Raw genomic sequence first — 13,505 nt, 5'->3', positions numbered from 1 at the left:
TGGACTCAGCCGTGACGGAGCGTTGCCAGCCGCCGGGCCTTCGGGCTGCCCGATGAACGGCTGGAGCTCGCAGATCGGCGAGGAGCGATGGGGCGACGAGCCGGCCTGGGTGTACGAGATCACCTGGGAATGGGAGCCCCAAACCCCTGGTCAGCGCTATCCCGGCGACCCGGGGCGCCGCAAGGCCGTGCACACGCCGGTCTACGAGGCCTCCGCCGGCGACGCGGGGTCACCGGGCCCGACGCCGTCGTCGTCGTGGCAGAGCGGCGACGACCGGACGCCGACGAGGTACGGGCACACGCCGGTGCAGCGGGACGAGCCGCGCACCTACGACCCGCGACTGCCGCAAGGCCGCGAAAATCAAAATCGGGACAACACCGGGTACGCGACGCGCAGCGCGCCCGTGCCACCCCAGCGCGACGAGCCGTCGTGGAACCGCCCCGCCGGGATGACCGAGCGTCCCCAGCAAGGTGGCCGGTCGGGTGGGCCTGCCGGCTCCCCTGACCACGGCCGGTCCGGTGGGCAGGATCACGGCTGGTCGGGCGCGCCCGACCAGCGGCGGGGCTCGGCGCCGGTCTACGGGCGGCAGCCCGGGGCCGAGGGCCAGTTCCGTGATCCGCAACACCAAGGGCGGGCGCCGCAGCAGCCGTTCCGGCCTGGGCCGGTCAGCCCCGGTGGCCCGCCGGTCACGCCGGGTGGGCGCGCTTCGGTGGCGCCGAGCTCCGGGCCCGTGCCGGGTGGGCGGCCGCAGTCCGCACCGCCGGCCAACCAGCAGGGCGGGTCCGGTCACCAGCAGAGCGGGCCGGGCCATCAGCAGAGCGGACCGGGACACCAGCAGGGCGGGCCCGGACACCAGCAGGGCGGACCGGGACACCAGCAGAGCGGGCCCGGACACCAGCAGGGCGGACCGGGCCACCAGCAGGGCGGGCCCGGACACCGGCAGGGTGGACGAGGGCCGGCGCCGCAGGGTGGATGGCAACAGCCTCAGGCCGGCGCGCCGCAGGGTGGCCGGCCGCCGGCGCAGCCCGGATCGCCGCAGGGTGGGCGCCCGCAGCCCGGCTCGCCGCAGCACCTGCAAGGCTCGCAATACCCACAGCCGGGCTCGCCGCAGCACCCGCAGGGGCCTCGGCCACCGGCCGGGCGCGCGCCCGGTCATGGCGTCGCGCCGATCTCGCCGGCTCACACCGGGGCTTACGGCGCCGCGCGTCCCCATTACGGCGAGACGCCGGATCGTGAGGGGCGTCCGCCCGCCGAGGCGCGTCCCGCCGCCGAGATGCGTCCCGCCGCCGGCCCGCGGCCGGTGTCCCCAGCCTCCGCACCGCACGTCTACGGCAGCGCACGGCCCGCGCCGGCCGAGGCGTTCCCGGCCTATCCCGACGCCCAGCGAGGTGGACGTCGGTCCGACGCACCCTTCGACCTGCGTCCGGCGCCCGAGGTGAGCACGCCGTCGCCGTCGCGGCCCGCCCCGCAGCCGACCCGGGTCACGCCGTCGCAGCCGGCCACACCACCGGCGCCGCTCTACCCGTCGGTGCCCGGCCAGGCCCGCCCGGTCTCCGCACCCGCACAGCCCGGTCCGGAATACCCACGCCCCGTCTCAGCACCCGCCCAGCACGGACCCGAATACCCGCGCCCCGTCTCAGCACCCGCCCAGCACGGACCCGAATACCCGCGCCCCGTCTCAGCACCCGCCCAGCACGGACCCGAATACCCACGCCCCGTCTCAGCACCCGCCCAGCACGGACCCGAATACCCACGCCCCGTCTCGGCACCCACGCATGCCGGGCCGCCCGAGCAGCCGCGCCCGGTCTCCGCGCCGGCTCAGCCCGGTCCCGAACAGCTGCGGCCGGTGTCGGCGCTCGCACACGCCGGGCCGCCTGAGCAGCCACGGCCCGTCTCGGGGCCGAACGAGGCCCGCCCGGGAGCGGCGACCCCCTCGGGGGGCGAAGGGTTCGCGCTGCCCGATGGGCCGATGGCGGGATCGGGGGTCGAGCCGGTCACGGCGCCACCGATGGAGCCGGAGGTCAACTGGGCCGACGCCGCTTGGGAACGGACCGCTGTGCCGGAGGGTCAGCCTGCGTCGGCGCGACAGGCAACACCGGATTGGCAGGCTGTCCCGGAGCAGCAGGCCGAGCCGGAGCAGCAGGCCGAGCCGGAGCAGCAGGCCGAGCCGGAGCAGCAGGCCGAGCCGGAGCAGCAGGCCGAGCCGGAGTCGCGGGCCGCGGCGGAGTCGCGGGCCGCGGCGGAGTCGCCGGTGTCGCCGAACCTGCCCACTGGGGCAGAGCCGGCGGGCCAGCCGGAGCCGCAGGCCGCGGCCGGGCCGGAGCCGCATGGCCTTGGGTGGCTGCTGTCGCAAAGCGGGCTGGGGGCTACGTCGCCGGTGCCGATCGATCCTCTGGCGGACGAGCCCGAGGCAGAGCCGGAACCGGAGCCCGAACCGGAACCGGAAGTCGTCGCGGAGGACCCGGCGCCGGTCAGTGGGGCTGCCGAGAAGCCGAACTGGTTCGTGCCGGTCACCGGGTCGCAGCCGATCATCACCCCGGCCGGGGACGTGGCCGAGGGCGAGCCGGTGCCTGAGCGGGACCAGGCGGACAGCGCGGCGCCCGTCAGCGCGAGGCCGCTGGACGCTGTCTCGTTCGGGGATCGGCCGTTCGAGGCCGCGGAAGCCAGCTCGACGCCGATCAGCGCCGCCCCGGTCAGTGCGGCGCCCGTTAGTGCGGCGCCCGTTAATGCGGCGTGGGCCGAGCCGTTCGACGTTCGGCCGACCAGCGCTTCGCCGTTCAGCACTTCGCCGGTCAGCGCCGCTCCCCACGACTGGGAGACCGTCGGGCCCGAGCCGGTCGGTTCGCGGCCGGTCAGCGGCGCGCCGGTCAGCGCCATGCCGGCCACAGCGCCCGTCAGCGCGGCGCCAACCAGCGCCACGCCCGCCGCTGAGCCCTTCGGCGCTGCGCCCGCCGCCGGCCCCGTCAGCGCCGCGCCCGCCGCCGGGCCGGTCAGTGCCGTTCCGGTCAGTTCGACGTCGATCGCGGAGGGGCGGGTCGGGACCGATCTCGTTGCCGAGGAGCCGGTCGAGGCCGAGCTCGTCGATGTCGAGCCGGTGGACGCGATGTGGGTCGAGGCCGAGCTGCCGCGAAGTGCTCGGGCGGACGTCGAGGAGGTCGCCGGCGAGACGGGCGCCACCAAGGTGCCCGAACCGGTCGAGGACGGGTCGGAGGCCTTCGCCGAACTGGTCGACGAGGCCGAGACAGTCGAGGAAGCCGAGCTGGTGGACGACGCCGAGGCGGCCGAAGAAGCCGAGCTGGTCGACGAGGACGCGGCGGCCGACGAACCCGAGCTGGTCGACGAAGCCGAGGCGGTCCACGAGGCCGAGCTGATCGACGAGCCCCAGCCGATCACCGAGGCCGAGCCGGTTGACAAGCCGGAGCACGCCGAGGAGACCGATCATGTCCATGATCCGGTCACCGGAGCCGAGGACGAGGACGCGGCGGCCGAGGAACCTGACGCCCAGGACTCCACCGACACGGTGGAGAACGACGAAGCCGCGAACCTCGCGGAGGACGCTATGCCGGAGACTGCCGGATCGCGGGAGGACGAAGAACTGCCGGATCCCGCGGGCGACGCTGTGGCCGTACGGGAAAATGCGCCGAGCTTGGGTGACGCCCGGCGGAAGGTGATCCGGCAGCGTGCCGATGGCAATGCCGTTGGGCGGAATCGGCGGGCCGATCCGGAAGAAGTGCTCGCCACCTACCCGTGGGCCTTCGACGCCGAGACCTTGCGGGAGCAGATCGACGACCCGGATCAGATGTTGGTTGTGATCGATCGGCTCACCGACAAGCTGGAGTATGCCGAGCGGGATGCCGTGCGTGCTCGCCTGCTGAGCCTGCGCGCGGTCGCGGAGCGGCTGGCCGGCGATCTCGATGCCGCCCTCGAGGACGCGCGGGCCGCGCTCACGCATGCCGAGGCCACCGGTGAGCTGCGGCGGACCGCGATCGTGCAGGCCCGGCTCGCGCACGTGCTGCAGTGGCGGGGCGAGCATGCCGAGGCCGACCGGTTGTATGCCGAGGCCGGCTCGCCGGAGCTGCCGTCGCGCCTGCGTGCCGAGATCCACGAGCTGGCCGGTCGGTCGGCGTTCGATCAGGGGCGCTACCTGGAGGCGATGAACCACTTCGAGACCGCGCTGGACCTGCGCAAGGGCGCCGACCCGGAGCTGGTGGAGCGGATCGAGGCGGCGCTCGACACGATCACCCGGAAGACGACCGCGGACGGCGGCTGGGGGCCGTACCCGCGCACCAGCGACGAGATCCTGGGCCGCACCGAGCCACCGCGGCCGTTGCGTGACCAGCGGTCGGGGCTGTGGGGCTATGTGGGCGCGGTGCCGCCCCGCTACGCGCAGGCGCAGCCGTTCGCGGACGGGCTGGCCTGGGTGCGGCGGCCCGAGTCGCCGGCCTGGGAGCTGATCGATCTGGCCGGTGAGACCGTGATCGACGCGTCGGCCGGCTATCGGGCGGCCGAGCGGTTCGCCGAGGGGCTGGCGTGGGTGTCCCGCGACGAGGCGGGCGGCTGGTACGCGATCGACCGGCAGAACCGGCTGATCGTGCCGGGCGGCTTCGACGACGCGAAAGCGTTCCACCACGGGCTGGCGCTGGTCAAGCGGGGCGCCTGGGGCGTGATCGACCGGCACGGGCGGATGATCGTGCCGCCGCGGTTCCGGGGGTTCGTGACGCCGCTGGTGTCGGGCGGGCCGATCGAGGGCTTCACCGACGAAGGCCTGGCCGTGGTCGATGCCGGCGACGACCGGTTCGGCGTGGTCGACCGGGCCGGGCAGCTGATCGTGGCGCCCGAGCACGCGGCCGTGGTGATCCATCCGGTGGCGTTCCTGATCGCCGACCGGTACGGGCTATGGGGCGCGCTCGATCGCAAGGGCGGGCCGCTGGTCGAGCTCAAGTACAAGGAGCAGGCGGACGTGCTCGACGAGCTTGATCGACTGCTGACGGATGGGCGTCCGGTTCTCTAAGTAGAGTCACCTCCATGGAGTTCCGTCACCTCGGCCGTTCCGGCCTGCTCATCAGTGAGATCGCCTACGGCAACTGGATCACCCACGGCTCCCAGGTCGAGGAGGAGGCCGCGCTCGCCTGCGTGCGCGCCGCCCTCGACGAGGGCATCACCACCTTCGACACCGCCGACGCGTACGCGGGCGGGCGCGCCGAGGAGGTGCTGGGCCGGGCGCTCAAGGGCGAGCGCCGGCAGGGCCTCGAGATCTTCACGAAGGTCTACTGGCCGACCGGCCCGGGCCCGAACGACCGCAGCCTGTCCCGCAAGCACATCATGGAGTCGATCGACGGGTCGCTGAGCCGCCTGCAGACCGACTATGTGGACCTCTACCAGGCGCACCGCTACGACTACTCGACCCCGCTCGAGGAGACCATGCAGGCGTTCGCCGACGTGGTCCGGCAGGGCAAGGCGCTCTACATCGGCGTGTCCGAGTGGAGCGCCACGCAGATCCGGGCCGGCTGGGAGATGGCGCAGGATCTGAAGATCCCGTTCGTGTCCAACCAGCCGCAGTATTCGGCGCTCTGGCGGGTCATCGAGGCCGAGGTCGTTCCGACCTCGATCGAGCTGGGCGTCGGCCAGGTGGTCTTCTCGCCGATCGCGCAGGGCGTGCTGACCGGGAAGTACGCGGTGGGCCAGCAGCCGCCGGCCGGGTCGCGGGCCACCGACGAGAAGAGCGGGGCGGGCTTCATCTCGCGTCTGCTCACCGACGACGTGCTGACGGCGGTGGCCGAACTGAAGCCGCTGGCCGACCAGGCCGGGCTGTCGATGGCGCAACTCGCGGTGGCCTGGGTCCTGCAGAACTCGAACGTCTCGGCCGCGATCATCGGGGCTTCGCGCCCCGAGCAGGTCAAAAACAACGTCAAAGCCTCGGGTGTACGCCTCGACGCCGACCTGATGAAGGCGATCGACTCGGTGCTCGACCCGGTCGCCGAGCGGGACCCGGCCAAGACCGTGTCCCCTGCCCAGCGTCCGTAATCGCTGTTTCTGGAGTGGGGGTCTAACTCCCACTCCAGAAGCGCATCAGCTCAAGACCGACCTGGATCATCGCTTCGGACAGGCCCAGCTTTTCGGCTATCCAGAAGACGACGTCGTAGAAGTAGCCGCCCAGTTTCGTTTGCCACAGCGCCAGGAACAGCAGGATGAAGCCGTACGGCGCGAACAGGTTCCACGCTCGCTGGTAGGCCGGGCTCATCCACGGCGCGATGATGCTGCCGCCGTCGAGGCCGGGGATCGGCAGGAAGTTGAGCACGCTCGCCGTGATCTGCAGGAAGCCCAGGGCGGCGAGGGCGCTCCAGAACTCGAGGTGGTTGGTCGGGCCGGCCAGCGCGAGCTGACCCGAGGAGAGCTGGACCAGCCGGGGACCCAGCCCGATCCAGAACGGGATGGCCAGCACCAGCGCGAGGATCACGTTGGTGAGTGGGCCGGCCGCGCTGATCAGCGAGTCCTTGACCTTGCTGCGGATGTACTGGTGGTCGATCCAGACCGCGCCGCCGGGCAGGCCGATGCCGCCGAGGATCACCACGACGACCGGCAGCACGATCGACAGCAGCGGGCTCGTGTACTTGAGCGGGTTGAGCCGCAGGTACCCGCGGTCGGCCACGGACTTGTCGCCGCTGAAGAAGCCGGCCAGGGCGTGGGCGTACTCGTGCAGACAGAGCGACACGAGCCAGCCGGTGACGATGAACAGGAAGACGTCGACCCGGACGTTGCCGAACTTGGCCCAGGTCATCCAGCCGCTGACCGCGAAGACAGCGACGATCCCGACGAAGACCGGGCTCGGTATGAAGGCGTTGCGTGGGGTCCGCGTGTACACGGGCTCGTAGGTCACGCGTCAGTCCGCCGGCAGCAGGCTCATCTTGTAGTCGACCCGGTCGTCCTCGACCAGGACGACCTGGGCCACGCCGGAGTCGGCGAGCACCCGCCATTCCTGGCCGATCCACGACTCGGCGTCGGCCTGGCTGCTGAACGTCTCGGCCGGGCCGGTGACCGGCCCTCCGTCGACGTTCTCGTACCGCCAACTCCACGGCATCCGCCGTTCCCCCTCACGTCTGGGCTCGTGCGCTCCACCCTACGGCGTCCGCCTGTGCGGCCCGGCTTTAAGGTACGGGGCATGTCCGATGATCGGTGGAACACCGTCCTGGTGCTCGGCGGGATCCGCTCCGGCAAGTCCGCGTTCGCCGAGGCGCTGGTCGCGGACGCGCCCTCGGTGCGGTACGTGGCCACGGCCGTGGGCGGCGAGGACGACCCGGAGTGGCTGGCCCGGATCGAGGCCCATCAGCGGCGGCGGCCGCAGTCCTGGTCGACCGAGGAGACGGGCGCCGACCCGGCTCGGCTCGCGGCCCTGCTCACGGAGGCGAAGCCGGACGACACGCTGCTCGTCGACGACCTCGGCGGGTGGGTCACGCAGCTGCTCGAGCCGGCCCGGCAGCCCAACGACGACGAGGCGGACGTCGCGGCGCTGGCCGCGGCGGTGCGCGGCACGTCCGCCCGGGTGGTGCTGGTGAGCCCCGAGGTCGGGCTGGCGCTGGTGCCGACGACGCCGGTGGGGCGGGCGTTCGCCGACGCGCTCGGCGCGACCAATCAGGCGCTGGCCGAGGCATGTGACCGGGTGGCGCTGGTCGTCGCCGGCCAGCACGTGTGGCTCAAAGCCGATTCTTCCGAAAAATCGGATTCGTCCGGTGCGGCAGCCGAGGCCGGCGGCGCGCCGGCGAGCGCGACCGCCGCCGCCAGCTCGGCCGCGGGCAGCTCGGCCGCGGGCAGCGTGGCCGCGGGCAGCGTGGCCGCGGGCAGCGTGGCGGAAGCCGATCTCGTCGAGCCGCAGCTGGTCGCTCCGGCCCCGGCCGCCGAGCCCACCGCCGTCCCCGTGGCGGCCTCCGCGACCACCGTGCCCAACGAGCCCACCCAGCTGCTCCCGGTCATCGGCGGCGGGGTCGCCATCGAGCCCGGCATGGACCTTCCGATGCCCGACAGCGACGCCGGCCCCGACGCCCGCGACCGTCTGGCCGGCGTCGACTTCGCCGGCATCGGCCTGGGCGACCTGGTCGAGGCCGTGGAGTTCGCCGCCGCCACCCAGGGCACCACGATCCCCCGCCCGTGGGAGTCGGTGCGGGTTCTGCTGATCTCCGGCGCCCACGACGGCGGCGCGGCGGCCGGCGACGACCCCGCGGACGCCGAGCGCCGCGTGGCGCAGGTCGAGCACGGCGAGGGCGTCCTCAGCCGTCTCGCCGGCCAGGCCGGCGCCGACGTCGCCGTGCTGCGGGTGGCGCGCTCCGGCGCGATGGAGGACGGCCCGGTGACCGACGAGGCCGCCGTCGACGTGGCGCTCCGGCAGGGCTGGCGCCTCGCCGAAGCTGCCGCCGACGCGGGCCGCGATCTGCTCGTGCTCGCCTCGATCGGGGTGGGCACCGACGCGGTCGCCGCCACCCTCTCCTCCGCGATCACCGGGGCCGAGGGGGTCGAGGTCCTGCCGCGGGTGCAGTTGCCCGGCGGCCGCTACGACGACGAGGCCTGGATGGTCCGCTGTGCGGCCGTGCGGGACGCTCTGCGCCGCATCCGGCAGGAGCCGCGCGGCGCCAAGGACATGCTGCGGCAGATCGGTGGCGCCGACTTCGCGGTGGCGGTCGGCGCGCTGCTGGGAGCGGCGTCGCGGCGGCTGCCGGTGCTGCTGGACGGCCCGCTCGGCATCGCGGCCGGCCTGGTGGCGCGCGACCTGGGCAGCCAGGCCCGGCACTGGTGCCTGCTGCCGGACGCCGGCAAGCTCGCGCTGGTCGTCAAGGGCGCCGATGTGCTCGGCCTCAACCCGGTGCTCGACCTCGGCCTCGGCCTGGGCGAGGGCGCGAACGCGTTGGCCGCCCTGCCGTTGCTGCGCACCGCGGTCGGCCTGGCCGCCGCGGCGCCGGTGCACCCGGCCCTGCTGGTCGAGCCGGGCGACGGCGGGGCGTCCGACCTGATCGTGCCGAACGACGACGACGAGATCGACTTCGCCGAGCCGGAGCCGGGCGGTCCCGGCCCCGCGACAACCGGCGCCGACGCCGGCGAGGAGTGAGCGTCACCCACGGCAGGCGCGGATGAGCAGGCGCGGATGAGCAGGCGCGGATGAGCAGGCGCGGATGAGCGGCGGGCGCGGATGAGCGGCGGGCGCGGATGAGCGGCGGCCGGGTATCGGACGCGGGCTCAGGCATGCGGCTCGCGGTCACGACGCTCACCGTGCTTCCCATCCGGGGTAGCCGGGTGGATCGAGCCGCCGCGGCCTGGGCGATGAGCCTCGCGCCCGCGGTGGGCGCGGCGCTGGGCGGTGTTCTCGCCGCCCTGCTCTGGGCGCTGCGTTCGGCCGGCGCGAGCGATCTGGTGGCGGCCGCGGTGACAGTCGCCGCCGCCGCGCTGCTGACCCGCGGCATGCACCTGGACGGCCTCGCCGACACGACCGACGCGCTCGGCTCCTACCGCCGGGGCGATCAGGCCCTGGAAATCATGAAAAAATCGGACATCGGCCCGTTCGGGGTGGCGGCGATCGCGCTCGCGCTGCTGATCCAGACCGCGTCGCTGGCCACCGTTGCCGGCGGAGCTGTCGTGGTGGCCTGGGCCGCCGGCCGGCTGGCGATCACCGTGGCCTGCCGCAAGGGAGTGCCCGCGGCCCGTCCGGAGGGCCTGGGCTCGCTGGTCGCCGAGACGGTGCCGCTCCCGGCCGCCGCGCTGATCGCGGCCGTCGTGGTCGCGTCCGCGGCTGCCGCGACCCCGGACCGTCCGTGGCAGGGCCCGGCCGCCGTCGTCGCCGCACTCGCCGTCGTGCTCGCGCTCCTGCGTCATTGCGTACGCCGGTTCGGCGGCGTCACCGGCGACGTCCTCGGCGCGTCGGTGGAGGTCGCCACCACCGTCGCTCTGGTCGGCCTATCCCTGCGCTGAGTCGTAGGCCTTGACGACCTTCTTCGGGGCGGTCCGCCGCCACGCCTCGGTCACCACCTGCCGGAGCTCGCGGGCGTCGGCCTTCGTCAGGTCGACCCGCACCCAGCCGTACCGCCCGGTGTAGGCCGCCACCTCGTACACGTCGGGCGCGCCGGCGATCAGCTCGGCCTGCTCGTCGAGGCTGGCCTTCACCGAGGCGTGGCTCGACTCGGGGCTGCCGGAGGCGAACATCTTGTCGCCGTAGCGCAGCGTCGGGTGCCCCCAGCCCTCGACGAAGACCTCCCGGGTGCCGGGCAGCGCCAGCACCCATTCGCGCAGCTGCTCGTAGGTGACGGCCACCGGGCTCACCGCACCGACGGCTGCACGAACGGCGGCTTGACCACCCGGGCCTCGGTCTTGCGGCCGCGGATGTCGATCTGGACCAGGTCGCCGTCGAACACCCCGGCCGCGGTGTCGATGAGCGCCAGCGCGATGCCGATCTTCTTCGTGGGCGAGAACGTGCCGCTCGTGGTCTCGCCGATCAGCTGCTCCCCGGCGTACACGTGCATGTGACCGCGGGGAATCCCGCGGCCCGTCAGCTCCAGTCCACGCAGAAGGCGACGCGGACCCTGGGATTTTTCCGCCGTCAGCGCGTCGCGGCCCCAGAACGCCGGCTTGGACCAGCCGACCGCCCAGCCCGACCGGGCCTGCACCGGCGTGATGTCGAGCGACAGCTCCTGGCCGTGCAGCGGATAGCCCATCTCGGTGCGCAGCGTGTCGCGCGCGCCGAGGCCGCACGGCTGCACCCCGGCGCCGACGATCGCGTCCCAGACCGCGCCCGCGTCGTCCCACGGCACCACCAGCTCGTAGCCGTGCTCGCCGGTGTACCCGGTGCGGCAGACGATCAGCTCGGCGCCGCCGAGGCTCGCGGGCGCGAAGGACATGTAGTCGTGCTCGGTGGGCAGGCCCAGCTTGCCGAGCACATCGGCCGAGGCCGGGCCCTGGACGGCGAGGATCGCGAACCTGCGGTGCTCGTTCTCGACGGCGATCCCCTCGGGCGCCGCGGCCTGGAGGCGCCGCACCACCTCCGCGGTGTTCGCCGCGTTCGGGATCAGGAAGACGTCGTCGTCGGAGAACAGGTACGCGATCAGGTCGTCGACCACTCCCCCGCTCTCGTCGCAGCAGAGCGTGTACTGCGCCTTGCCGGGCTCGATGCGGCCCAGGTCGTTGGTGAGGCAGGAGTTCACGAACGCGGCCGCGCCCGGCCCGATCACGCCGGCCTTGCCCAGGTGGGAGACGTCGAAGACACCGGCCGCCGCGCGCACCGCCGCGTGCTCGCGGAGCACTCCGCCGCCGGCGTACTCGAGCGGCATCTCCCAGCCGCTGAAGGCGGCGAGCTTGGCGCCGAGCGCGACGTGACGCTCGTGCAACGGGGATCGGAAAAGGTCAACGGCGTCGGCAGACATGAGAGTGAACTTACCCGTGACCTTGGTTGTGGTTATTGTCGCGGGGACAACCCTTCCCCCGTCGCCATCGCGCCGGGGAACCACCAGCGCGCCCGGCGAGCCCAAGAGGCCGCCGGCCCCGAAACGTCCGCGGAGAGCCCGAGTGAGCCAGCCCAGCCTGAGCCTGGTCGATACCGACCCGGCCGAATTGGCCGTCGATGCCATCGTCATCGGCCTGCACAGCCAGCCCGACGACGGCGGCGCCCTGCTGCCGGCGGCCGGCGCCGAGAGCATCGCCGCCGCGTTCGACGGCAAGCTCACCTCGACGCTGGCGCTGCTCGGCGCGAGCGGCGCCCCCGGCGAGGTGATCAAGCTGGCCACGCTCGGCACGATCGCCGCGCCGCTGGTGGTCGCGGTCGGCCTGGGCGACGAGCCGTCCGGATCCGCCCCCGAGCTCGAGAAGCTGCGGCGCGGCACGGGCGCGGCGGTACGTGCCCTGGCCGGCAGCGCCACGGTCGCGCTGGCCCTGCCGGTGCCCGACGACGAGGACGCGCCCGGCGTGCTGCGGGCCGTCCTCGAGGGGGCGCTGCTGGGCGGCTACCGCTTCGCGGGCTACAAGACCAAGCCGCAGCCGAACCGCCGGGAGCCGGTGTCGGCGCTGCAGGTGCACGTGGCGGACGCGGGCGACGCGGCGGCGCTGGCCGAGGTCACGCGGGCCGAGGCGGTCGGCCGGGCGGTGCGGCTGAGCCGCGACTGGGTCAACATGGCGCCCAACGAGCTTCGCCCGCCGCAGTTCGCCGACGCCGTGGTGGCCGCGGCCCAGGGCACCGGCCTCGAGGTCGAGGTGCTCGACTTCGAGGAGCTCAAGGCCGGCGGGTACGGCGGCATCGTGGCGGTCGGCCAGGGCTCCGAGGCGCCGCCGCGGCTGGTGAAACTCAGCTACGTGCCCGAGGGCGTCGAGTCGCCCAAGCAGGTCGCGCTGGTCGGCAAGGGCATCACCTTCGACACCGGCGGCATCAGCATCAAGCCGACGGCCGGCATGTGGGAGATGAAGTCGGACATGGCCGGCGCGGCGGCGGTCGGCGCGGCGATGCTGGCGATCGCGGCGCTCAAGCCGCAGGTGGCGGTCAGCGGCTACCTGGCGATGGCCGAGAACATGCCCTCCGGCTCGGCGTACCGGCCGGGCGACGTGATCACGATGTTCAACGGCAAGCGGGTCGAGGTCTTCAACACCGACGCCGAGGGACGCATGGTGCTCGGCGACGCGATCGCGCGGGCCTGCGCCGACGGCGCCGAATACGTGCTGGAGGCGTCCACGCTGACCGGCGGCCAGGTGATCGCGCTCGGCAAACGGATCGCCGGCCTGATGGGCTCGGAGGCCGCGACCGAGCTGGTGCGCAAGGCCGGCGACAAGGTCGGCGAGCCGGCCTGGCCGATGCCGCTGCCCGAGGAGGTCCGCAAGGGCATGGAGTCGGACATCGCGGACATCTGCCAGACCAACAACGCCCTCGACCGGGCCGGGCACATGCTGCAGGGCGGCGTGTTCCTGCGCGAGTTCGTGGCGGACGGGGTCGAGTGGGCGCACATCGACATCGCGGGGCCGGGCTACAACGCGGGCGAGGCCGCGGGTTACTGGACGAAGGGCGGCACGGGCGTCCCCGTTCGCACCTTCCTCCAGGCGATCGACGACTTCGCCGGCTAGCTCTGGCGTTTCTGCCTGGCGTTGTAGTCGCGCATGCGCTGGGGATAACCCATCAGCCGTACGTCGTAGATCGGGACGGACAGCTGATGGGCCCAGCGCCGGGCGATCTCGGGGGACTCGGTCCGGCGGCGGGTCCACTCGCCGTCGTGTGCCACGAGCAACACCGTGGTCTCGGTCACGTTCGTCCGTGGCTCGATGAACGCCTCGACCCCGCGGCGCGACCGGACGAACTCCGCAAGATACTCAAGATCGGCACGGTCCACCGGTCGTCCCGACGGGCGCCGCGACTCCGTTCGCCGCCGAAACCAGGCCACTGCCCGCTCCTCACGCTCAATTGCTCGCAAGGGTACGACGGACAGGCGCGCCGGTGGGCACCTGGCTGCATCGATCGGTTCCACAAGTGACAAGATGGCCTGGACATACTGTGA

Annotated in this window: 10 protein-coding genes; 5 read left to right on the top strand and 5 right to left on the bottom strand. The window is 73.5% G+C overall.

Going from position 1 to position 13,505, the window contains the following annotated elements; all coding sequences use genetic code 11:
- Positions 1-52: 52 nt before the first annotated feature.
- A complete protein-coding gene (locus ACIA5D_RS38335; protein ID WP_396035393.1) occupies positions 53-5,011 on the top strand; it encodes a WG repeat-containing protein in 4,959 nt (1,652 codons plus the stop codon).
- A 14-nt stretch (positions 5,012-5,025) separates the two neighbouring features.
- Positions 5,026-6,024 carry an aldo/keto reductase family protein gene (locus ACIA5D_RS38330; protein WP_396035392.1) on the top strand — a complete coding sequence of 333 codons (999 nt, stop codon included), beginning with the start codon at positions 5,026-5,028 and terminating at the stop codon, positions 6,022-6,024.
- 22 nt (positions 6,025-6,046) lie between these two features.
- Here ACIA5D_RS38330 and ACIA5D_RS38325 read toward each other — a convergent pair whose 3' ends face one another.
- Positions 6,047-6,877, bottom strand: coding sequence for a site-2 protease family protein (locus ACIA5D_RS38325; protein WP_396035391.1), 831 nt, complete (start codon positions 6,875-6,877; stop codon positions 6,047-6,049).
- Between the two features lie 3 nt (positions 6,878-6,880).
- Positions 6,881-7,078, bottom strand: coding sequence for a hypothetical protein (locus tag ACIA5D_RS38320; protein WP_396035390.1), 198 nt, complete (start codon positions 7,076-7,078; stop codon positions 6,881-6,883).
- Between the two features lie 81 nt (positions 7,079-7,159).
- On the opposite strand from ACIA5D_RS38320, the gene cobU reads away from it, so the two are divergent.
- Positions 7,160-9,094, top strand: a complete 1,935-nt coding sequence (cobU, locus tag ACIA5D_RS38315; protein ID WP_396035389.1) for a bifunctional adenosylcobinamide kinase/adenosylcobinamide-phosphate guanylyltransferase — start codon at positions 7,160-7,162, stop codon at positions 9,092-9,094.
- 134 nt (positions 9,095-9,228) lie between these two features.
- Positions 9,229-9,951 carry an adenosylcobinamide-GDP ribazoletransferase gene (gene cobS, locus ACIA5D_RS38310; protein WP_396035388.1) on the top strand — a complete coding sequence of 241 codons (723 nt, stop codon included), beginning with the start codon at positions 9,229-9,231 and terminating at the stop codon, positions 9,949-9,951.
- Here the strand turns inward: cobS and ACIA5D_RS38305 are convergent.
- Together ACIA5D_RS38305 and gcvT are read right to left on the bottom strand one after the other, a co-directional pair.
- Positions 9,937-10,290, bottom strand: coding sequence for an MmcQ/YjbR family DNA-binding protein (locus ACIA5D_RS38305; protein WP_396035387.1), 354 nt, complete (start codon positions 10,288-10,290; stop codon positions 9,937-9,939). The two genes, cobS and ACIA5D_RS38305, sit on opposite strands and share 15 nt — an antisense overlap.
- A gap of 5 nt (positions 10,291-10,295) precedes the next feature.
- The gene (gcvT, locus tag ACIA5D_RS38300; RefSeq protein WP_396035385.1) at positions 10,296-11,396 is read right to left on the bottom strand and encodes a glycine cleavage system aminomethyltransferase GcvT; all 1,101 of its coding nucleotides are present in this window, start codon (positions 11,394-11,396) and stop codon (positions 10,296-10,298) included.
- Between the two features lie 142 nt (positions 11,397-11,538).
- Between gcvT and ACIA5D_RS38295 the strand changes: the two genes are divergently transcribed.
- A complete protein-coding gene (locus ACIA5D_RS38295) occupies positions 11,539-13,077 on the top strand; it encodes a leucyl aminopeptidase (protein WP_396035384.1) in 1,539 nt (512 codons plus the stop codon).
- Here ACIA5D_RS38295 and ACIA5D_RS38290 read toward each other — a convergent pair.
- Positions 13,074-13,391, bottom strand: coding sequence for a hypothetical protein (locus ACIA5D_RS38290; protein ID WP_396035383.1), 318 nt, complete (start codon positions 13,389-13,391; stop codon positions 13,074-13,076). The two genes, ACIA5D_RS38295 and ACIA5D_RS38290, sit on opposite strands and share 4 nt — an antisense overlap.
- Positions 13,392-13,505 lie beyond the last annotated feature (114 nt).

Source organism: Actinoplanes sp. NPDC051513, from assembly GCF_044454685.1.
Lineage (GTDB): Bacteria > Actinomycetota > Actinomycetes > Mycobacteriales > Micromonosporaceae > Actinoplanes.
This window is presented reverse-complemented; position numbering and strand designations above follow the sequence as displayed.

Excerpts from the sequence above, each read along its gene's own strand:
- cobU (WP_396035389.1), top strand. The coding sequence starts at position 7,160 with ATGTCCGATGATCGGTGGAACACCGTCCTGGTGCTCGGCGGGATCCGC.
- gcvT (WP_396035385.1), bottom strand. The coding sequence starts at position 11,396 with ATGTCTGCCGACGCCGTTGACCTTTTCCGATCCCCGTTGCACGAGCGT.
- ACIA5D_RS38335 (WP_396035393.1), top strand. The coding sequence starts at position 53 with ATGAACGGCTGGAGCTCGCAGATCGGCGAGGAGCGATGGGGCGACGAG.
- ACIA5D_RS38320 (WP_396035390.1), bottom strand. The coding sequence starts at position 7,078 with ATGCCGTGGAGTTGGCGGTACGAGAACGTCGACGGAGGGCCGGTCACC.
- ACIA5D_RS38330 (WP_396035392.1), top strand. The coding sequence starts at position 5,026 with ATGGAGTTCCGTCACCTCGGCCGTTCCGGCCTGCTCATCAGTGAGATC.
- cobS (WP_396035388.1), top strand. The coding sequence starts at position 9,229 with ATGCGGCTCGCGGTCACGACGCTCACCGTGCTTCCCATCCGGGGTAGC.